Below are 21,176 nucleotides of genomic sequence, written 5' to 3' on the forward strand. Positions count from 1 at the left end.
GGATTGATTGTAATTGACATGTAGCTACTTTTATTTGGAAATTAACTCGGAATCCCACATTATACACCCAGTCACTAACTAATAGTGTATAGTTGAGTAGCTAATAAGAAAGCTATAAATTTATGGGAAGTATCAATATTTCAATAAGTCCATAATGATAGGTCCTTTACCCATTACTCAGTTTAGATTTTTATTCCTTAAATATGTAGTAAAATAATTGTCTACATTAACCAGCCCATATTGAATGAACAATATTATCCAACAATATCATTACGCTTTCGATAATTTTATTGATTTGTCTAATAAAGAAGCCAATTCCTCTGGCTATCATTTTCATTCCACAAAGACAGTAGTTGAAAATTTGTTAAATCATAAACATCTTTTCATTATCGCAGAACCTGGTTACGGGAAAACAACTTTAATAGATCAAATAAAAAAATATCTAGATGAATTAAAGATATCTAATACTAGATATGAAGGAAGTAGCTATCGTAAAATCACTGACCAAGAGCCTCCGGAATACCTGATTTTTGATGCCCTTGATGAGAGTAGACAGCCAATACCAAGCGTTATTGATCTATTAGACTATATAAAGAAGTATAATGTAAAATTAATTATCAGCAATAGAATCCACTATACATCCCAAATAGAGCGTTGGATATCCGGAATTGACTTTACTTACATCAGATTGCTGCCATTCGGTGATTGGCAAATTGCCCAAATGATGTCCAATAGGCTATTATCACATGGATTCACAGACGAGCATATCGACGACATCATAAAAAAGTCAAAAGCAGGATCCCCCCATTCCATACTTAAAACTCCCCGATATCTAAATGAGTTTTGCAACTATATTATTCACAATAGTAAAAGACCAGAAGAAATCCGACACTTAAAAAAGTCAGAATTGTTCGAAAAGGTAATTTATTACAAACTTGAAAGTGAGAATAAGCTTTCTGAGATCAATAGAAACTATACTCATATCGCAAAGAGAGTGCTTGAAAGACTTTCGCTAGTAATGGAAATTCATCAATCTAACGAAATAAAAAAAGAAGAATTTATAACTTTTCTTGATCAGGCAAACTCCAATATTAACCTAATATTACTCACTTCAATTAGCATAGACGAGTTATGGGAGAGAGTGATGAAAACTACAGGGGATAATTTAAAATTTGAGCACACTGAATTTCAGGAATATCTTGCAGCTAAAGAGTTGTCAAGGATAGGACATAGCCATCAAATAATCACTGAGTTAATGATCAATAATGAGATCAATATAATTAGGCCAAACTGGATTGATGTTCTGAACTTCTCTGTAGACCTAGATCCGGGGTTTGTAAATCCAATACTGTCATTTATCACATCAAACAAATTTCAAAACATCAATGAAAAACTGATCGAGATAATCTTATCTGTCAATCCAGAAGAGATCAATGCCCAAACAAGGGCAAAAATTTTTTCAATTTGCTTTGATTATTATTCATATACTGGTAAATACTTATTTACCATATCAACAGTCATTACAAGTTTTTACGAAAATGACAACCAAAATATTCTAATCCCGACATATGCCGTAAATACGATATCATCATCAATTTTTCATATAGTGAGTAATCAAATCTGCATTGTTGAATCATTAGCAACTAAAGATAAGCTGAATGATGCGCAAATAAAGATATGGATATCATATTTATGCAAATTACTTAAGGTGGAATCTTTTGTACCAATGTACAATGCTATTTTTTATGCTTTGATCGCCTTTAAAGCTAAGCGTCCAATCCTTAATGTAATGGCGTTTTTCGAGTCACAGCCAGATCCTGTTTTTAACTTATATCTACACCCGGTATCTGTTTTGGCATCCAACGATCCTGCAGTAGTTAATCTGTTAATCAGATCTATCAGATCAAAAAGAAGAATGGATGACATTCCCCAGGCACTGGCCAACATAAGAGGTGAACAAAGCTTAATAATACTATTTACTTACCTTTGCCAAGAACCAGCAAATATAGCCAATCCAAATCGGTATTTGCATAATAATAGCTATGGTACTTTATTCGAGCATATTGCTAAGTTAAATTCTTCGAAACTAGACGGCATTATCCAAAATTATCTAATCGGTTATCACCAAAAATCAGAGAGTTTTCCTGAAAAACATGAAATGATAGCCAGTTCTCTATCTTACCTGATTAAAAAAAATGATAGTTTATTAGATCTCCTATTAGATTTAGATAATTTCATTGATACCGCAGAGAATTACTTGGATGAAATATTTGCTTCTTGTACCCTGGCGGATTTCCAAAAAATTGAATCAAAACTAGTTGAAACTGGGAACTGGATGATTGGAGTGTTTATTGAGAAGTGTAAAGAAAATATCCGAAGAAGTATCAATATAGAAATTCACAATTATATTATAAATAAGTATCCAGCTAACCGTACTTTGCCATCTGTTGGTAGTAGTGAAACAAAAACTATCAAAGAGCTTCGGGATTATTATACGGATGACCCAACAAAGTATAATCTCGGATTAATTCCTTACTTAGTTGAGAAATTTCATCTACTGAAAAACTTATTGGAGGAAAAGGACAAAAATTATCTAATGGGGGTAATAAAATCAGCTCTAAAGCAATATGACCCCGACAAGCTGAAGGTTAGTATTAAAAGAGTTTCAGTATTACAGAATGAGATTACTTACAATTATGGGATATGGATGCGGATTGACAGCTATTTCAAAGCAGCATACTTGCTAAATGATATAGTAACGATAAAGAAAAATCGTATTAAGTTTCTAAAGTCACTTCCAGCAATGGAACTCAGATCAGATGATGATATAAAAATTGTAACTGGCATTTTTAAGATCATTGGAAGAATTACCACCGGGGAACATCAAACAATATTTGACATATACAGTAGCAGGAAAGACGACTTACTACTATTGAACATAAATTCCTTTACAAAAATTGTTAAGGAAATGAAACTTCGCTTCCTTTTCCCGTTACTTATAAAATTTTTGAGTAGCAATAAGCTTAGAACTAGCGAAAAAAAAGAAATTCTTGAAACAATAGGCTACTTCTCAGAAGATAGGAACGACTACAAAGTATTAAATAGAATATTCAATAGTAATAAGAATGATGAAGAAACAAGGGTATTGGCTGAAATAGCTAATTCATTTTTAATTATCAAATTCGAAGACGATGAAGCCATAAAATGGCGATTCAGAGAATTGAAGTCAAGGCTAAAAGAGCATGACCCAGAAATGAGATTTAATGGTCTAAGGCCTGTATCTGCCTTCGAAAACGAGATGGATAATCAAAAATTCGGTAGATGCTTTTTGGGGCTAGTGCATCCAATTATTGAAAATCTGATGAGAGATTTACTCACCTATTCATTTGAGCTTAGAAATAATCGACTTCATTTAAGCTATAGCAATTACCTACAATCGCTTATTTTCAAGTACTATAAATCAGTAATTGATATAGGACTTTTGAAAAAAGTGCGGAATCATGTTGCTAGCTATCATCCATTGCAGAACACCTATACTTTCAATCCGATGTTAGAACAATTGTCAGCTGAATTAAATGAGAGAAGTGTGAGTTCCAGAACCTTTTTGGATGCTATTCATGTTCTAAACGAGACTCTAAATAAATCATTTCTTCCTATTACTGGTGATATAGAACTCAAAGAAACGATCCTTAATATAATTAAGAAGGATATTGTTAATCTCATTGAAAATGAAGGATTTTACAAGGTATCCCAACAGTTAAGTGGACAAAAACACAAAAATAATCTTTACATAAATGAAGATCTGATACAGAAAACGCTGAAAATTGCACTGGAAAGATCTCTTTTGGCCAGTGGATTTAGAAAAATAGATATTTACAGAGAAGTGGAGAGCCTAGATGGTCTCAGATATGATTACCTGATTAAATACGGATTATTTGGCCCTATAGTGGTTGAACTAAAACTACTACATAATGAAGAAATTCAAAACTCATCCTCCAGAAAAGTCTATAAACAAAAGCTGATAAAATATTTATCAGCTAACAATGGGCAAGGTCTTTACCTTGTTTTTCAGACAAAAGAAAGTCAAGCCCACTTGGCCAAATACCACGACCTTGTAAGTGAATATTCTGATATCAATGGCTTAGACATTGCATTGATTAAATGCCAATAGTTGAAATAGAATGATGGTATTAGCGATACAATATATTATCAGATAATTATTGAATATATAGTATTAATGAAATACATTTTTAACCCCACAATTTCCAGAAATCGAAATTTTCGTATATACATTATTAGATTCGAATCAAAACTGGAAAACATAACTTATTGATCGTTAGAAAATTGAATTTACCAATCGCCTTAAATCCAATAAAAAAAGGTTCGGATTTTGTATGGCCACCCCGACTTTTAGCCGATTTTTCTGTAATGAAAAGTTACGAAATAGGCCGAAAAGCCCGCAGATATTGTATCTGCGGGCTTTTTCATTTTTTCCGCATATCAATTTATTTCATCGAATTTCAATGTATTAGCTAAGTAATCCCGTGAGTAGGTAGTTGAGTAACTTTACCTACTCAACGTAAATTCTCAGTTATATGTAAATTGTTAGAAAACAAATCATTGCATTTGATATCATCTTATTCCAATTGATATCAGCATACTTTGATCTACTCGTTTATTGAACTCCGTGGGGCCGATCCAGTGAGTAATTATTGTTCATTTAAATGAGAGAAAAAATGAGAAGTGAAAACACATTCGGCGTAACATTTTCCATTCGCCAGAACAAGAACAAGAGAAAGGACTACTCCGTGTTTGCCAGAATTACCTGTAACAATTCTCCTGAACGAGAAATCACTATTAAAGGCGGTTTTAATTCGGAAGATTGGGATGAGGCCCGACGTTGGCCATTGCAAACCACCCAGGAATTGAAGGAACTATCTACCTACCTTGAAAAAGTGAAAGCCAAACTAACGACCATCTTCCTGGAACTTGAATTGAAGGAAGGGGTATTATCTGCAGAGAATATTAAAAACCATTACCTGGGCATTGGTCCGGATGTTCAGAAGGTAACCATGTTAAAACTTTGCAAAATTGCTTATGATAAGTACAAAAGTGAAATTAAACCAGGGAGCCTGAAGAACTATGGTGCTACCAATAGGTATCTTGAAAGATATTGCAAACAAAAGTATGCCGCAGCAGATGTGCCACTCCGTCACTTAAATTTCAACTTTATTGATGGACTATATACCTATATCCTTCAGAACCCTATTAAACCAAACGATCCATGTAATAAGAATGGTGCGATGAAACATATGGAACGTGTCAAAAAGATGGTTTCATGGGCCGGTAAAAATGGTTGGTGTGAGAAAGACGTACTCAGTGATTTCTCCATTGACATCAAACGCAGAGAGACAGAGTATCTTAACTGGGAACAACTACAAAAAATTGAAACTATCAAGCTTAACACTCCTGTACAGGAACTCGTCAAGGCAATATTTGTTTTTTGCTGTTATACAGGTATGGCTCCTGTTGATGTTCAAAATCTTAGACCAAGCCAGCTATCGACTGATATAAATGGCAATGTATGGATGACATACGGCAGGGCTAAAAGCGAGGTTCCTGCCTGGGTTCCCCTTTTACAGAAAGCTAAAGATATTCTTGAACAATTCGGGTTAGAATCAGGTGCCACCCATAGGAGAACAGTATTTGCCTATGTTAGCAACAAAGTCCTTAACGACAACCTTAAGGTTATTGGGTTAGCATGTGGAATTGAAAAGGACCTTCATGCCTATATGGCAAGGCATACTTTTGCTACCACAGTAACTCTACAAATGGGAGTGCCACCAGAAGTATTGCAAGTTATGATGGGTCATGAAAAAATAGAAACTACCATGATTTATGCCAGGGTTGGAAATCCTTTAATCCTAATGTACATGCAGCGTGTGCAACAGCGGATATTAAAAGGCGATACTATAGGCGGACATGGGATGGATGAACATAAGTTTATGGCCTTACTGGAACAGATAGCACCGAATGTATTGGAGAAGGTGTTTTCTACTGTTATAATACCTAAATTATTTGAATTGATAGAAAATCAAAACATAGTGCATAAAACAGAATATGCCATAGAAATATAATAAAATAAGAGTAAAGTCTAGTTCTCGTTCTTTGAAATCCCAATAGGATTGGCTTTATTACTCAAAGCCAATCCTAATAGCTCCAAAACTCTTCCAATTCGCCACTAAAATTATTCACATATTGTGAATAATTTTAGTTTTCTACTAAATAAATTAGCATACCTTTATATAAACAAAATCTATACATACGGATTGTTTAATAAATAATGCAAATATACTAAATATTACATATGACATCAATTACAGACTTGCTACAGAAGTTAAATAAGTTCAAACAAGATCTTCATGAGTTTTCTAACGATAATTACACCATTCTTCCGGATAGCAAAGGCATGATAGACAGGCAATGTCCACACTGTACCACTCTTTTCAAAATTAACTCTGAAGATTATGAAACCAAAATGCAACAAGATGATATTTTTTGTCCAAATTGTAAAGTATCTGGAACTGCAGACGATTTTTTTCCAGAAGAATTAAAAGAAAAAATAAAGAAAGTAATACAAGCTGCTATTATTGACAATTGGAATCAAGAAACGCCAATGAATGACATTTCAATTCAATCGAACGCTGCACTTGAAATGGTTTATGTATGCACTAACTGCAATATTCGTTATGCTACCACTGTTAGTCCTAATGCCTGTCCATCTTGTGGAACAACTAATTGAAATGCTAATTTTGAAATAATCCCAAATGGCTATTCTCTCCTTTGGTCTAACTCTTTTTATACATTTTGAATAGTGTCATTGTAAAATACAAATAATGAAAGCACCAGTAAACATCCATCCTCCAAAAAATTGGCAAGACTTCGAGACACTTTGTCTTAAACTTTGGGGAGAAATATGGAAAACACCACATGAAATAGAATTCAACTCAAGCAATTCTCAAGGACAAAATGGCGTTGATATTTATGCCCCTGTTGATGATGGCACAGCATATAATGGGATCCAATGTAAAAACAAAAAGTTTCATCTAATTGATGGCATGCGAAATCGCATAACTATTTCTACCGTAAAAGAGGAAATTGAAAAAGCAAAAACATTCAAACCTGCTTTAAAAAAATTAATTATTGCAACCTCTCTTCAAAAAGATGGTGAGGTAGAAGAGTATGTAAGGGAAACCAGCTTATCGCATGCTCAGCAAGGTCTTTTTACTATTCAAATATGCTTCTGGGATTACATTGAAAGAGTACTTCCTGAATATGAAAACATTCATAATTGGTATCTTAAAAACGAAGATTTCTATAGAACCAAAGAGCTAACTATAACATTTAAGGATGGTAATACTGAAGCCATTTGCCATCCAAAATTCCAAAAGACTATTGATCGTTATCACTTACCACGCATACAGCAATCCAACAACTTTGACACTACAAACGGTCTTGCACAAATTTTAGCGCTCCACGATTCATCGCTTTATCAGCTTAAAAGACAAAAACTAATGTTTACTCATTTAATAGAGTGGGAACAATTGTGTTGGTTTCGACTCAGCATAGTAAATACAGGACAGGCGGTAATCGAGGATTTCAAAATTGAATTAGATTTTGAAGGGGAAATAATAAAAGTTGGAGTAGAAAGAGGTGATGCGCTTTTTAATCCAGGATTCAGAAACAATGTGCATGCATATAATAACACTGAAATGGCATTATACATAAAGCCAGAACAGAAAACCCTAGTACAGAATGATTCTATCATTTCCGGTAATTTTTATATTGAACCCAAAATCGCTACCGAAACCGAAGTCAATATTAAATGGAAAATTTTAGCAAGGGATTATACCGACTCAGGAATCCTCTACATTAAAGTAATTCCAAAATATTACAAAGTAATAAATAGACATGAAACCACTGATGCTACTAAAGTCAGGGATGACATTTCATTTTCTCTAATAAAACGTCCAGCGTCCTACAGTTTCAATGGGGGATATCAAGACAAAGAATCAGATTACAGTTTTGAATAAGGCTGTTGCTTCATACTCGATACTACTTGAATTGAATTATTCAGAAATAAATTATGGAAGAACACAAAAAATGTCAGCTATGCGGTAAAACTACCAAGTTAATTAAAGCTCACATCATCCCTCGTTACTTCGACAAACCTCTTAGAGACAACAATGGTGCTATAATGTTAGCTCATTTCGACAATGATGAACAAAGTCGGTTAACACCATCGCCTTTCGATAAAAATATTTTATGTGAAAAATGCGACAATGACAGATTAGGTAAATTAGATAAATATGCTGCAGAATTTTTAGTACAAAATCTGCATCCTCGTATCCGTCGGCCTAAACAAATCTTTGGTAGAGACGAAATTATTGAGCACAAAATTGCAGATGTAGATTACAAAATGCTCAAATTATTCCTATTATCTGTTTTGTGGCGTTCGCATGTAACTAGTTTACCGTTCTTCGATAAAGTAGACATCGGTGAACACGCTGAATCGATAAAAAAAATGATATTAGAAAATGATCCTGGTAATGAAGACACATTCCCAATCTATATTATCAGTATTATTAATATTACTGGTGAACCCTTAAACGGCATAGTGATTCCAGAAGCGGCAAAGAGTAATGATCTTCATATTTGTCGATTAATGTTTGGGGGGGTCATTTTCTTTATCCAATTAGGTACTGAGAAGTTTTTGAAATACCCTAAATATCAGCTCCAAGAAAATAACAAAATTCTCCTTCCAACATTTTCGGGCTTAAGTGCTAATATTGAATTAAGAGAATGGAATTACCCTAAGCAATATGTTGACCACCATACCTTAAGAGTGTTTTCCAGGGAAGGCAACATTATTGAAATGGCTCAGAAAGGCCATTTCGACATTTTAGTCATTTTATGTAATTGCGAAGGAAAACAGTCAGACATTTACCAAAAGGCCATTGACAACTTTGAACCCTTCTCTAATTATGTTAATAGCTTGTCGACCAGAGTATCCAAAAGACAGCTAGGAACATTCGACGCAACCGAAGTTCCTTTAAATTTAAAATAAGAAAGAAAATAACTATTATAGCCGCTTATACTAAGCTAAAAAATGGATCAAATATTCCTTTTAATACTACAGCCTTTTTAAATTGTTTAAATAAAATAAATGAAGAATATACAGGATCCATGATTGGAATTTCAAAAACTTGGTCCGGTTACAATGGGTGGAATATCGATGAGGATAAGGTATTGACATACATATACAATGAACTATCACAGTGTCTAGTAGCATTGATTAAGCAATAGAGGTCTAAAGAGCAAAATAAAAAGATTGCTCGGTTGCTATTATGAAGAATTTCCCTTTAACTTCATAAAGCCTACCAGGTCCAAACACCTAAAATCAGAGATATAGCACCTTGGATTTGCAACAAAAAAATGGACAATTTATTAAGCTGCTTTTTTTAGAATAGATTTACTAAATTCTTCGGGAGACAAATACCCTAATATTGAATGTCTTCGCTGCCTGTTGTACCATATTTCGATGAACTCAAACAGCTCCCTTTTCGCGACATCTGTTGAGTCATATACAGTATGGTGGCCGGTTTCTGATTTAAGGATCTTGAAGAAATTTTCCATTACTGCATTATCCCAGCAATTGCCCTTTCTACTCATGCTCTGTTGTACAGAGTTACCTTTTAGCAGATCTCTGAACTCTCCGCTGGCATACTGTACACCTCTGTCTGAGTGGAAAATCATAGCCGGAGCCACTGATCTATTTTTAATCGCCATATTCCAGGCAGTAACAACAGTCTCCCTGGCTGTCATCCCAGTACTCATTGACCATCCGACAATCCTTCTATCAAACAGGTCCATGATCGCTGTCAAATAAAGCCATCCACATTTTGTCCGGATGTAAGTTAGATCAGAAACCCATTTCTCTGATGGTGCAGTGGCAGTAAATTCCCTGTTGAGGATATTGGGAGACACTTCCAGATTATGATTGGAATCTGTCGTACATACCCGGAATTTGCCCGTAATAATACTACGAAGCCCTTTGTCCTTCATGATCCTGGCTACTCTGGGTCTGGATACATGTAGGCCCATCTGTCTAAGTTCTGCAGTTATTTTTGGGCTACCATATCGGCCTTTGCTTTTGTGATAGATATCTTCCACTCTTTTGCAAAGCACTTCCCTGCACATGGATAGTTTTGACTGTTCTCTTCCAGACCAGGCATAATAACCACTACGGCTTACTTTAAACACCTTACACATTTTCCCGACATCAAATTCTGCCAGATGGTCCTTTACGAACCCGAATATTTGTTGTCTTCCCTGGAGAAAGTGCTCACTGCCTTTTTTAGTATCCGGTTTTCCATTTCAGCCTCTTGTAGCGCTTTCCTAAGGGATTGGATTTCCTTCTGCTCAGCTGTCAAATCCTGTTTCCCATTCCCCGGAAAACTGCGGGTTTCATCCGCACTGAACTCTCTGGTCCACCGACGAAGCATACCTACGTCTATACCCAGTTCTTTTGCTACAGTTCCAGCTGGCTTGCCACTTTTATGTAATTCTACTGCCATTAATTTGAAGGATTTATCATAACCCCTTCTTGCTTTTTTACTCATTGTAATCAAAGTTAAGGAAAGAGCTTAACTATATGTCCAATCAAAGGTAGCAGGTCCAGTCTTTCACTGTAAGGTAACGAAAGACACCAGAAAAGCTGATCAGGAAAGAAAACTTCAAAAGGAGGTGCCTGTTATCAGGAATTTAGAAAATGGAGTGGTGTATAAAAACTTTATGCAGATAAAAGATGATGTTATTGATTTTGTGGATGCGGAGATCAGCAGGATTATGAATGATCCAATGAAAACGCATTTGATAGTTAAGAGGTAATTTCTTTAATATAAGAATTACACCACCTCCGTAATTAAAAGGTCAAAGGCACATTAGAAACTTGCCTTTGACCTTGAGATAAGTTTAATGATGCAGCTTTTTATCTTATCCAGGTTATAAATGGTGAAGAGATAAGCTGAAATTCTTTGTTAAAGATAGCATCCTTATTCTTACGCATATTAGTTAATAAATATTCCACTGCTTCCTTCTGACGCCGATCCACTACCGTTTCATTAACACACTCTAATAATTCATGACACGCATCTCTGGAAAGACTATTTGAAATTTTACGTTGCACTTCGGACGTTGTCAAGGCAAGTATGATTTTCGGAGTATACTTAGGAGCAATAATTTTCAAGAACTGATTATAATATGGTTTGGCTTGTGGAGAAACCCCACCAAAATAATTATATCCCCTTCCAATTCGACAGAGAATCACAGCCTCTATTAAGTGCGTAGAAACAATTTCAGGAACACTTTCTGCATTGTCAATGTACGTCATTATCTCTTCCATTATAGAGCCTTCATGAAAATAGTTATCATAGGAATAATGTGCATTTTTTAATCTACTGGCTAACTTATCCAATGTAACCTCTTTCTCCCTTATATCTAAATAACTATTACCATTTACGAAACCAAAAAATTCAATTCCTTTCGTATGTTTTTCTACATGAAGATTATTTCTGTACCCGGCAAGAATCAAACCTAGGCGGTCTTTTTCCTGATCGGTACATAGGCTCCAAATAATAGGAGCCATTATTGAAATGTTCTTTTGGAGTACTGTACTCGTTTCAGTAGAAACATATACAGAAAAGAATATTCGGATGATGCTATCACAATGACGTGTTGGTAATTGTTGTAATCTAGGTATTACATTTTCAATCCACGGTTGATCAATCACTTGATCATGACCTTTAAAATTCTGGATAAATGCCTGAACATGGATCGCATCTGGTGAGGGTTGAGATAATAATACCTCCTGTATACACGTCTCCACATATCCCAACAACTCAAAGGCATTTATTTGGGAATCATTTTGGTGTGAAATTCCGATATGGTTTCTCATATCGAGAATGTGAGCCAATTTTTTATGGGTGGTTTCTGTGATTAGTTCTAATTTCCAACAGGTATCCAACAATACCTTCTCTTTTAACATTGGTAAATCTCCGGCGTCTTTATATAAGGAACGAGAACTACCACCAACAGCCTTATCAAAAAATATGTCTAGGCCATACGTTATCGCTATTTTATGCAATGCCAGAACGACTTCATTCCAAATGGAATTCATTGAATAATCGAATATTCCAAATCCCGCTCCTATTACGAACTTAGAGAGGTATTTTGCATCCTTTTTTATTTCTGCAGGAACACGATTTATTAATGTCTCCAGGTTTTTCCCCATTGTTTCACGCTGGTCGAGTGAGGCAATAATACCGTCGGATGGTAATCCCAGATATTTTAAGAAATCTTCAATGCGGTGGACCTGGCTCTCAATTATAGATGTGGTCTCTGGTACTTGTTGTATTTTATTTTCCATAATAAATTTTAAATAATTCGACCAGGTTCAACAAAATCGGAGCCGATTTGCAAAAACAAACAAAGCGCCACCTCAACGGTTAGATTGCGAAAAACAATTATGTGACATAATTACACAAAATGCCACTTTGGCCATAAAGTAATTAGAAAAAATGCTTTTTTGTCACATTATTATATAAAATAATTATACAACTCTTTGATACTTAAAAGCCCACCTCTAACATGAAGGATTAAAAGAAAAACAAATGTTGCATAGTACCGAAAAAAAATATGGCTACCAAAATATAGCCATATTCGATTTTATCATTTTAACGCTTTCCTTTGCTCATTACCTCATTTACCAGATCTGCATCATAAAAAATCAGTCCTCCAATTTTTGAAAATGGTAGAGTTCCATTAATTCTCATTGTTTGCAATGTTCCAGCAGAAATACCTAAAAGCTCTCTAACCTGGTACGATTTCAACCATTTCTTATTTTGCTGCAGCCTGCCATCCATTAATGCCTTTATTTCTTTTAGTAAGTCTGCTTTAAATACTTCTAAATCCTGAAGTGTGATTATTTCTTTTGCCATTCTCGTTTTTTCTTGAATTTAAAATAAAAAACAAAAACAGATAAATATTTAATTCATTAATATATGAATATCAATAAATTACAAGTATAAAAATAATAATCGCAGAATAATTTTGATAGCTATGCTATCAAATACCTATTGCATCATAATAGCATTAATCAAAGTAACCAGAGGTCAAGAATTTCTTCATAAAAGATCCTAAGTCATTTAAAATCCTGTCAAACTCCGAAGAAAAATTGATTGCATCAACCCAAGATATAGCACAAATAATCTCAATTTGGGATAAAACCTCCATATCTCTATGAGCTATAGAAAAATTTCTAATTGTATTCAGGTTGGGCTTATGAGTTACTTTGTAATCATTTAACCTCTTCGCTATTATATTCAAATCAGATTTTAATGAATCACTGTCGGGTAAATCCTTTAAAATCTCACGGAATTGCTTTCCAAGCAGATTCAGTAAACCATCACAAGCCTCATGTATTAGCAGGGCTGCTTGTCTGGCAAAATACCTTTTCTCCCATTCCAATACCGCAAATGTCATATTCTTAACTATGACCTTTAAATCGAATGATATAATACTAACGTAGCTAGCAATATTCCAAATAGCTTTGGATTTAGGTAGATTATTGGCATTGCAATGCTCCAGAGATACCCGGAAATATTGTAATACCTTTTCCTGGTTTTCTAAGTTTATTGCGAAAGTGGCAGAAAACTCCTTTAATTTTCCTTTTAAAAGCTCTCCAAACTCTTTATCAGTATCCGTAATGTTATAAGGTAGTGGTAACATTATTTAAGTTTAAATAATCAAATTAAATCACACTAATCAAACAGCCTGAGATGAAAAATATCCACCTATTCTAGGCCACTATCTTTGTCTTTATAAAAAAGTACGTTTACAAAAGAAATAGTATTTGCCATTTCTTTAAAAAAATCCTCACTGAGATCAAAATCTAATGAGTTGTATAAATGGAGAATATTTCTCTTCTTGTTAAGAAGGCAGACAAAGTCGGTTATTGCAGATGGTAATTGAATCACTTTCTGATATCCTGGACTTAATAAAGTACTTATAGACAAAGTCTTTTCCCCTAACGAATTATGAGATATTTCTTTTCCACTGTTAACTACAAACGGCTCAGTACAATGTAAATCTCTCAGAGACACAGGCTGTCTACCTTGTAATTTTGAAAGCAACTTACAAGTTTCTGTTTTCAGTATAGAATGAATTAGGTATTCATGTCTAAGTAGTTCTGCTTTCACGAAATTCTCAAAAAAAATGCAGATTTTAACGTAATCCGGAATTAATTCAAAGTGGTAGTCATTTATAATGGTTACTACTCGATTCTCAGGCAATGTTTTACCACTTTTTCTAGCAGCAGTCAATTCAATATAAAAATCTCTAAGGCGTCCAAAGTTCTCAATTATGTTAGCCCGATAGAACGTCTCTCCACCATTTGTCTGTAATTGAAAAGCGGTTTGAAGAATTGTTTCCTCTGTACCGTAGTACTCGTAGAAGTTGATTCTGGCACTCATTATTACTATTCTTTAAATGCAAATTTTGAAAGAAATTGAACCGTAGTTCTCACCTCAATGGATACACTGGAAACATAATCCGGAATAAGTTCAGGAAATAGATTCAACAACTCAATTATAGTCACACATAATATCATAAGGTTCAGTTGCAACACATGGTAAACCATTTTGTTTGTTGCCATACTATCAACTAAATAATCTTGAAACTGCATAGTGCCAATAAACTCAGAATGGGCGTGATTTGAAAAAAGCTTCCAGGAACTAAGAAATATTTCATCTTTAAGACGAGATGATCTAATTAGATCTTCCCATCCTATTAATCTAGCGGGAGGATTTCTTTTTTTTACTTTTTTCTGTAAATCGACACTGAGAGCTTGATAGTATTCGTTAGTTTCAATTTCCAGGAGTAATTCTGCAATAATTCTCGCTTCCTCCTCCTTCCTTTCTAAATTCTCAGGCAAAGTAGATAAGTAACTTTGTCTATTGGACAAGCCACTCAATTTATATAACAATTGCTTAAATTTTCCTTCACCATCATTTTGGGGAGAAAAAATAAAGTAATGTAAAGTGAGGTAACATTCTAATTGCGCTCTTGAAAGCACATACACTGAAGGTACATCACGTATAGCTATAAGGTTGCTACCACTTCTATATATAGGTACAGGCGTCGCAACTTGCTTTACTGAACCAGAATGCGAAGCGAGTTTCAATAATAAAATTTCAGAAGGTTTAATCCATTCCTTTACTGGTATTTGCTTTTCATGTATCAGGTTAACCAATTGAGTAAGAATAAACAAAATATCATTGTAATCCTTTTCCAATTCTATGAAATTAATATCCTTATAGTTCTTCTCTTCTTTTTTCAAACAGTCAGCCATCAATTTTTTATCAATGACACCAGCGGGAAATTTATTAAAGCTCATTGTACAGATATTGATTATAGCGAAGATACCAGCATAACTGCGCAATCTAGTTGCGCAGTTAAATTAAAAAAAATAAATATCAAATTTACTTATATATCAGACCCTAAATAGTCCACTTGACCTAATCTTGCATTTTGGAATTATTTAGTACAAATTCTATCTTGCGATGAAATCACTGAATGCCCTTGGGAGTAATCCCGTGAGTAGATCCGAAGCTCTTTTAACAACACATTGAAATCAAATAAATTACGATATCAGGGCGTCGTATAGTCGTCCCGACAAAAAGGCTAAAATCATTGTAACGCTTTGTTACGCGATATGCCAAAAAGCCCGCAGATATTGTATCTGCGGGCTTTTTTATTTTTGCCCCATATCATCTTATATCATCGAGCTTCAAGTTGTCGGCAGAGTAATACCGTGCGTAGGTTTCAGAGTAACTTTACCTACTCAACGTAGATTTCTTGCCATATGTATTAATTTGTATTTCAAAGGATATCATCTTGTTTCAAATGATATCAGCGGCTTTGTTTCTACTCATTTTTGTTTGGGGCCTGTAAGCCACGATCCAGAGAACATGATTTGTCCATTTAAAATGAAGAAGAAATGCGAAGTGAAAACACTTTCGGCGTACGCTATGCGCTGTGCCAAAACAAGAACAAAAGAAAAGACTCAGTATACGCAAGAATTGCCTGTAACAATTCTCCGGAGAGAGAACTTACAATCAAGGATAGTTTTCAACTGGGAAATTGGGATGCGGAAAGAGGTCGCCACTACCTTATCTCAAAGGAATTAAAGGAATTCGCCACTTACTGAGGTACACCACCGCTTGCCCAATAAGTTAATGCATTCTCCAGATATTTGCCCAATGAGCCTTTTGTCCTCAACTGCTCCAACACAGCGGTATCACGCAAAGCTTTTTTTGAGTAATCAGTTACCCCTTCCACATTTATTGAATCACCCATATTTAAATCACTGTACGCCGCCCACTCGTATAGAAAATTCTTTGGATCAAGATGGTGCGCTCTTCTTATTAAATTCTGGGCCTCCTCTATTTTCAGATCAACATACCATTCAGACATACAGGCTATCTTTCCAATAAAAAAAAGGTACTCCGGAACCTGAGAAAATATTTCATATGATTCAACAAAATATTTTTTCAACATGCTGGCATAGAATTCACCTTCATCAGCATCATAGTTCTCTTCGACTAGCACATTCATTAGCAAATAGTTCATACTCAAATAAGCGTCCAGGTTGCTACTTTCTTTGCTAATGATTGTTTGCAGCAGATCAAAAGCCGATTTCCAATTTTTATTTTGTTCGAATTTTAATAATTGCTCTTTCCAATTCATAATTTAATATTTAGGGAATGAACATTGTACCAATTTTGGTAATTCCGCCAACCACCATACCGCTTACCTCAACATTATAACCCTCCAGGTCTATGGATATATCCTTAAATAGCCCATTTACAGGAAGCTTTCCATTTAGCTTATTTAAAACAGCACGAAAGGTATTTTTAGGACCCCCAAATTTTGTTAATAACAGGTCCAGATTATGTGCTGCTTTATCAAATATATGATTTACTTTATTTTTCATCACATAAGCAACTGCATTATCTATCCTTTTGCTTGAAAATTGTGTCAATAATTTTCTTTCTCCCTGACTGGCGGCATTTAATATAACTGCCACTGCCGCGACTCTTGTAACGCCACTGACAAAGCATTGACTCCAATCCCATCGTTGAAACCGTTGTTACAACAGGTTCAACATAATCGGCTACAAATATGAATGTGTTATGTACCTCTAAATGCAGAAGATTGGGTTACTACCACCTATAACAAAAGGGTGCACGTTACACTATCTGAAAACATATTTTACCTGCCTGCTGAGTAATGAAATAATTTCACAAACCCATCTGATTGATGTTCGCAGAAAAAGAGACGTGATTCCAATCGTAGCTATCCCAATCAAACTATACAGTAACCAAGCCTGGTTATAATAACCTGCTCCCCTTTTGTGACTATACAACCAATTTTTTCGAGCTTTTCCAATGTTGTTGAAATATCTGTTGTGTTCAACTGCCGGGCATACTTCTGGTGAATAGCGAAGAGTGAAGTCTCCCCTTTACAGACGTAATTTATGAAGCGCAAAAAGGCATCGTCCCTGTAGGTAATTCCCTGTTTAAAGAAGAATTGGTAGGTATAGCCCTCTGCAATGGCTTTTTCAGCCGTTTTAATGTTGGAAATATAGCTGGCAATCTCTGTATGTGCATCGTTATGCCTGTCCATCAGCACATATTCCTTCCCCCCATACTGCATTTTATAGGTTCCAATGAACCGTCTCTTTCTCTCGTCAATTTGCGGCATTTCATAAGCCAGGAGCATTCCTTCAAGGGTGGTCTCCAATTGACCTTTGAGTACAAGGATATCTTCCTGATCCAGCGTAATAGTACTTATGATATCGGAAGTTAGCCTTGCCTTCACCTTATCTTGTATAAAGGGCGCAATAGTAAAATCCTCAAATTTTGTACAATACCCTTCCTTAATGTACTCCTCATTTTTTGAAAGGCAAAAATTATAGCCATGATCAGATGGGTCCGCGTTTCTCAAACTCTCATTGCTTTTTCTGTTCAAATAACACGAATAGCATACCTCCCTGGGCAAATGCGAACTTTCTCTTAATAACATCAGTTTATTACAATCCTCACAGTGCACGCCCAAATGTCTTTCTGCCCAACCTGGACAGTCCTCATCTGCATTATCCCTTGAAGGGAAGTAAAAAGTAAGACCATACTTTTGAGCTGCCCATTTACCCAGTTCTTCCGCCACCATGGCTACTGTAGGCCTCCCATCAGTGTAATATGCGCTGTCTTCCGGCAAGGTAACCTCTCCTAATAAATGCTGCTCCTCACGCTTTATGAGAAAACGGGATCTAATGATATTTACATAAAGTAACAGATACCAACCATTGGTGTCGCCACTCCATAAGGCTTCAAGCACAACGGGTTTTCCTCCCACTTTTATAATTTCCTTATCCAGCGTATCAAATGCTGTAATAGGCGGCATAGGTTAGAATTTTGCAGATAAACAGGATATGTAATTTAATACTTTAGCAGTAATCTTTCTGGTCAATCAAGTAAAATCAATAAGCTTCTGTATATTTATTCCTATCTGTTATCTATAAAATTCCTGTACATACATGGACGAGCAATTGGAGAGAATAAAAAACAAATTGGAACAACTCAAAAATTTGGATACAAATTACAGTGTATTTGGTGCCAGCACGCATAAATACAGGCTGAATCCGCCAGTTTCTGTAGCTAAAATTAAAAAATTTGAATCATTCTATCGTACGCGCCTGCCAGATGAATATGTAGCCTTTCTAATGATTATTGGTAATGGAGGGGCTGGGCCGTTTTATGGGCTTGAGCCTTTGGAAGATGTCATGTTTGATGACCTGGACAACAAAAAACCAGGCTCTTTACTGAACCCTTCAAAACCCTTTTTACATACTGAGGCCTGGAATCAAACGTTTGAACCGACAGTTGATGCAGAAGAAAATGAGGAGGAATACCAAAAGCAGCGTATACAGTTTGAAGAGAAATACTTTGATAAACAGCAAATGAATGGGGTGATTGCGATTTGTAACTTTGGCTGTGCAGTTCGCATAAACCTTGTTGTAAATGGCAAGGAATACGGTAACATCTGGACAGATGACAGAAGTAGCGATTATGGCATCCATCCTTCATATGAACTTGGCAACAAAGAGAAGATAAATTTTTTGAATTGGTATGAATTGTGGCTCGACAATTCCTTAACAAAAAAAGTTTAATACGATCTGCTGACGAAAGTCCTGTCATAAATATCAAAGTAGTGTGACCAGTTTCCACCTTTTTATGGTCGTAAACTTCAAAAGGATATTCGTGGAAAGTTTGCATCATTCAGGAAACAGGAAACAACGTCAGCATTTATAAATCCTCCCCAAATATCTCTTGTGAACATTTCGCAAGTCTGTTAACAATTACTTCAAACAATGTTCTTTATATTGGTGGGACATTGAGATGAACCCGTAATTATGACTGCCATGTCAACAACGTACATTAATATTACCCTATCATGAAACCGCTTCTAATCAAAAACCTTTCAGCATTAGATAATGATAAGTGGAATAATCGCCGAAACATACGCAGCTGTTTATTGACCGTTTGTTTAATATCAGTATCCCTGTTTGTCATGGCACAACATACACCTGCATTTAAAGTTGACAGCTTTCATCTGGCAGGCAATATCTCCCGTTATGATCCGGCAGGCAGCCCCTTTCAATTGCTGAAAGTAGTGTATAATACGCCTTATGGCCAGCAGGACCAGGTAATTGCCCAATTAGATAAGTCCGGAAATTTCAATGCCACCATACCGTTATTTAATCCGCAGGAACTGATGCTCGATTTTGATCATACTCTTATCTACCTGTATGCCGTGCCGGAAAAAAGTCTGCATCTAACGCTGGATACGGCGGATATAAGGCGGGTGAATACGGTAAATGATTTGGTGAAACTACATACTACCCAACAAGTAATTTCTTTTAAAGGTAGCACAGCCGGTATAAATACTAACCTACACGACTATATGTACCACCTGGGCCATGTCATTAACCCCGTAAGTAATGAGCAGGTACAGGGTATGACAGCAGACCAATATCTAACCTGGCGTATACAAAAAATGCAGATACAACTGGATAGTCTGCAGGTATGGCGGCGGACTAACCGGTTACTGCACATGTTCCATACACGTACATTACAGTACATTCGTTATAGTGCGGGAGCCGACATACTGGCATATTGGTATGATCACTCCAACAGGCAGGCGCTTCCTCCACCATCCTACCAGCATTTTATAGCCACCCTGCCTGTCAACAATAATGAAGTGTTAACAGATGTATACTATGACTTCATCAATAATTATCTTATTTACCTGCATAGAAAAAACCACAACAATACAGGAGGGAGTATGCTTCACTATATTACCCAACAAATTAACAAAGGACCGGGCCAGGACTTGCTGCTGGCTAATCTGGCGGCAGATAGCCTGCAACACAGCCAGCAACTGCAATCTGCAACCATACAATACCTCCGGCAACATCTCAGCAACACCGCCATCAGTGACGTATCACCTATCTTAATCAGCAACTCTATAAAAGCATGAGTAATGCCCTGCCGGACAAAACCCACCTGTTTAATAATATGGCTGATACTACGTCAGACATTTTACAGGTGCTGGGCGCCAAATACAAGGGTAATGTGGTGTATGTAGATTATTGGGCGCCCTGGTGTGTCCCGTGTATGCAGGAAATGCGGCAGTCTGCTCTTTTAAAAAACAATTTCAACAATAAACCTGTCATCTTCCTCTATCTGGCCATACACTGCGACCAGGATTCCTGGGAAAAAACAATCAAAAGGGAACAGATAAAAGGAGAGCATTATCTTGTAAGTGATAAGGAGTTTGATCTCCTTAACAAAAGAATCAATATTATTGGCATACCGCGTTATATGCTGATAGATAAAAGCGGCACGATCACACAAACCAACGCTCCCAGACCCAGTGACCTGGAAAACATCAGCACCGCCATTAGTCAGTTATTGAATCAATAAAGGTGCAAACTG

At 35.9% G+C, this 21,176-nt stretch carries 19 protein-coding genes; 9 read left to right on the forward strand and 10 right to left on the reverse strand.

Annotated features, from left to right (window positions below; all coding sequences use genetic code 11):
- Positions 1-244: 244 nt before the first annotated feature.
- The 5 genes from BMW79_RS33530 to BMW79_RS33550 all read left to right on the forward strand — a co-directional run bounded on the left by BMW79_RS33530 (position 245) and on the right by BMW79_RS33550 (position 9,127).
- Positions 245-4,171 (forward strand): NACHT domain-containing protein, encoded by a 3,927-nt coding sequence (locus BMW79_RS33530; protein WP_089904791.1) that lies wholly within the window; start codon positions 245-247, stop codon positions 4,169-4,171.
- Positions 4,172-4,736: 565 nt separating this feature from the next.
- Complete coding sequence (locus BMW79_RS33535; RefSeq protein WP_177192449.1) at positions 4,737-6,137, forward strand: site-specific integrase; 1,401 nt, start codon at positions 4,737-4,739, stop codon at positions 6,135-6,137.
- A 230-nt stretch (positions 6,138-6,367) separates the two neighbouring features.
- A complete protein-coding gene (locus BMW79_RS33540; RefSeq protein ID WP_089904797.1) occupies positions 6,368-6,802 on the forward strand; it encodes a hypothetical protein in 435 nt (144 codons plus the stop codon).
- 94 nt (positions 6,803-6,896) lie between these two features.
- Entirely contained in the window at positions 6,897-8,093 is a 1,197-nt protein-coding gene (locus BMW79_RS33545; RefSeq protein WP_089904800.1) for a hypothetical protein, read from the forward strand.
- Between the two features lie 53 nt (positions 8,094-8,146).
- Positions 8,147-9,127, forward strand: coding sequence for a hypothetical protein (locus BMW79_RS33550; protein WP_089904804.1), 981 nt, complete (start codon positions 8,147-8,149; stop codon positions 9,125-9,127).
- A 380-nt stretch (positions 9,128-9,507) separates the two neighbouring features.
- Here BMW79_RS33550 and BMW79_RS33555 read toward each other — a convergent pair whose 3' ends face one another.
- The 7 genes from BMW79_RS33555 to BMW79_RS33585 form a co-directional block, all read right to left on the reverse strand.
- Positions 9,508-10,380, reverse strand: coding sequence for an IS3 family transposase (locus BMW79_RS33555; protein WP_143059326.1), 873 nt, complete (start codon positions 10,378-10,380; stop codon positions 9,508-9,510).
- The gene (locus BMW79_RS33560; protein WP_089904810.1) at positions 10,365-10,682 is read right to left on the reverse strand and encodes a transposase; all 318 of its coding nucleotides are present in this window, start codon (positions 10,680-10,682) and stop codon (positions 10,365-10,367) included. Before BMW79_RS33560 ends, BMW79_RS33555 begins: the two co-directional genes overlap by 16 nt.
- 368 nt (positions 10,683-11,050) lie before the next feature.
- Entirely contained in the window at positions 11,051-12,487 is a 1,437-nt protein-coding gene (locus BMW79_RS33565; RefSeq protein WP_089904813.1) for a hypothetical protein, read from the reverse strand.
- A gap of 307 nt (positions 12,488-12,794) precedes the next feature.
- Entirely contained in the window at positions 12,795-13,058 is a 264-nt protein-coding gene (locus tag BMW79_RS33570) for a helix-turn-helix domain-containing protein (RefSeq protein ID WP_089904816.1), read from the reverse strand.
- 154 nt (positions 13,059-13,212) lie between these two features.
- Entirely contained in the window at positions 13,213-13,848 is a 636-nt protein-coding gene (locus BMW79_RS33575; protein WP_089904819.1) for a hypothetical protein, read from the reverse strand.
- A gap of 65 nt (positions 13,849-13,913) precedes the next feature.
- A complete protein-coding gene (locus BMW79_RS33580; RefSeq protein ID WP_089904823.1) occupies positions 13,914-14,591 on the reverse strand; it encodes a hypothetical protein in 678 nt (225 codons plus the stop codon).
- 5 nt (positions 14,592-14,596) lie between these two features.
- Entirely contained in the window at positions 14,597-15,514 is a 918-nt protein-coding gene (locus BMW79_RS33585) for a hypothetical protein (RefSeq protein WP_089904825.1), read from the reverse strand.
- Positions 15,515-16,117: 603 nt separating this feature from the next.
- Between BMW79_RS33585 and BMW79_RS33590 the strand changes: the two genes are divergently transcribed.
- Entirely contained in the window at positions 16,118-16,327 is a 210-nt protein-coding gene (locus tag BMW79_RS33590) for a hypothetical protein (protein WP_089904828.1), read from the forward strand.
- Here BMW79_RS33590 and BMW79_RS33595 read toward each other — a convergent pair.
- The 3 genes from BMW79_RS33595 to BMW79_RS33605 form a co-directional block, all read right to left on the reverse strand.
- Complete coding sequence (locus BMW79_RS33595) at positions 16,321-16,866, reverse strand: hypothetical protein (protein ID WP_089904832.1); 546 nt, start codon at positions 16,864-16,866, stop codon at positions 16,321-16,323. The genes BMW79_RS33590 and BMW79_RS33595 overlap by 7 nt on opposite strands.
- Before the next feature lie 10 nt (positions 16,867-16,876).
- Positions 16,877-17,206 (reverse strand): hypothetical protein, encoded by a 330-nt coding sequence (locus BMW79_RS33600; protein ID WP_143059327.1) that lies wholly within the window; start codon positions 17,204-17,206, stop codon positions 16,877-16,879.
- 278 nt (positions 17,207-17,484) lie between these two features.
- Positions 17,485-18,582, reverse strand: a complete 1,098-nt coding sequence (locus BMW79_RS33605; RefSeq protein ID WP_089904838.1) for a hypothetical protein — start codon at positions 18,580-18,582, stop codon at positions 17,485-17,487.
- Between the two features lie 133 nt (positions 18,583-18,715).
- Between BMW79_RS33605 and BMW79_RS33610 the strand changes: the two genes are divergently transcribed.
- The 3 genes from BMW79_RS33610 to BMW79_RS33620 all read left to right on the forward strand — a co-directional run bounded on the left by BMW79_RS33610 (position 18,716) and on the right by BMW79_RS33620 (position 21,164).
- Entirely contained in the window at positions 18,716-19,348 is a 633-nt protein-coding gene (locus tag BMW79_RS33610; protein ID WP_089904841.1) for an SMI1/KNR4 family protein, read from the forward strand.
- 401 nt (positions 19,349-19,749) lie between these two features.
- Entirely contained in the window at positions 19,750-20,718 is a 969-nt protein-coding gene (locus tag BMW79_RS33615) for a hypothetical protein (RefSeq protein ID WP_089904844.1), read from the forward strand.
- The gene (locus BMW79_RS33620; RefSeq protein ID WP_089904848.1) at positions 20,715-21,164 is read left to right on the forward strand and encodes a TlpA family protein disulfide reductase; all 450 of its coding nucleotides are present in this window, start codon (positions 20,715-20,717) and stop codon (positions 21,162-21,164) included. The genes BMW79_RS33615 and BMW79_RS33620 overlap by 4 nt, the downstream gene beginning before the upstream one ends.
- Positions 21,165-21,176: the final 12 nt, after the last annotated feature.

Origin of the sequence: Chitinophaga arvensicola (assembly GCF_900110835.1) — a bacterium.
In the GTDB taxonomy this organism is placed as follows: domain Bacteria; phylum Bacteroidota; class Bacteroidia; order Chitinophagales; family Chitinophagaceae; genus Chitinophaga; species Chitinophaga arvensicola.

Bases quoted from the DNA above. Each gene is read 5' to 3' on its own strand.
- BMW79_RS33595 (WP_089904832.1), bottom strand. From the start codon at position 16,866: ATGAATTGGAAAGAGCAATTATTAAAATTCGAACAAAATAAAAATTGG.
- BMW79_RS33535 (WP_177192449.1), top strand. From the start codon at position 4,737: ATGAGAAGTGAAAACACATTCGGCGTAACATTTTCCATTCGCCAGAAC.
- BMW79_RS33590 (WP_089904828.1), top strand. From the start codon at position 16,118: ATGCGAAGTGAAAACACTTTCGGCGTACGCTATGCGCTGTGCCAAAAC.
- BMW79_RS33560 (WP_089904810.1), bottom strand. From the start codon at position 10,682: ATGAGTAAAAAAGCAAGAAGGGGTTATGATAAATCCTTCAAATTAATG.
- BMW79_RS33550 (WP_089904804.1), top strand. From the start codon at position 8,147: ATGGAAGAACACAAAAAATGTCAGCTATGCGGTAAAACTACCAAGTTA.
- BMW79_RS33545 (WP_089904800.1), top strand. From the start codon at position 6,897: ATGAAAGCACCAGTAAACATCCATCCTCCAAAAAATTGGCAAGACTTC.
- BMW79_RS33575 (WP_089904819.1), bottom strand. From the start codon at position 13,848: ATGTTACCACTACCTTATAACATTACGGATACTGATAAAGAGTTTGGA.
- BMW79_RS33620 (WP_089904848.1), top strand. From the start codon at position 20,715: ATGAGTAATGCCCTGCCGGACAAAACCCACCTGTTTAATAATATGGCT.
- BMW79_RS33530 (WP_089904791.1), top strand. From the start codon at position 245: ATGAACAATATTATCCAACAATATCATTACGCTTTCGATAATTTTATT.
- BMW79_RS33610 (WP_089904841.1), top strand. From the start codon at position 18,716: ATGGACGAGCAATTGGAGAGAATAAAAAACAAATTGGAACAACTCAAA.
- BMW79_RS33540 (WP_089904797.1), top strand. From the start codon at position 6,368: ATGACATCAATTACAGACTTGCTACAGAAGTTAAATAAGTTCAAACAA.
- BMW79_RS33615 (WP_089904844.1), top strand. From the start codon at position 19,750: ATGGCACAACATACACCTGCATTTAAAGTTGACAGCTTTCATCTGGCA.
- BMW79_RS33580 (WP_089904823.1), bottom strand. From the start codon at position 14,591: ATGAGTGCCAGAATCAACTTCTACGAGTACTACGGTACAGAGGAAACA.
- BMW79_RS33570 (WP_089904816.1), bottom strand. From the start codon at position 13,058: ATGGCAAAAGAAATAATCACACTTCAGGATTTAGAAGTATTTAAAGCA.
- BMW79_RS33585 (WP_089904825.1), bottom strand. From the start codon at position 15,514: ATGAGCTTTAATAAATTTCCCGCTGGTGTCATTGATAAAAAATTGATG.
- BMW79_RS33565 (WP_089904813.1), bottom strand. From the start codon at position 12,487: ATGGAAAATAAAATACAACAAGTACCAGAGACCACATCTATAATTGAG.
- BMW79_RS33605 (WP_089904838.1), bottom strand. From the start codon at position 18,582: ATGCCGCCTATTACAGCATTTGATACGCTGGATAAGGAAATTATAAAA.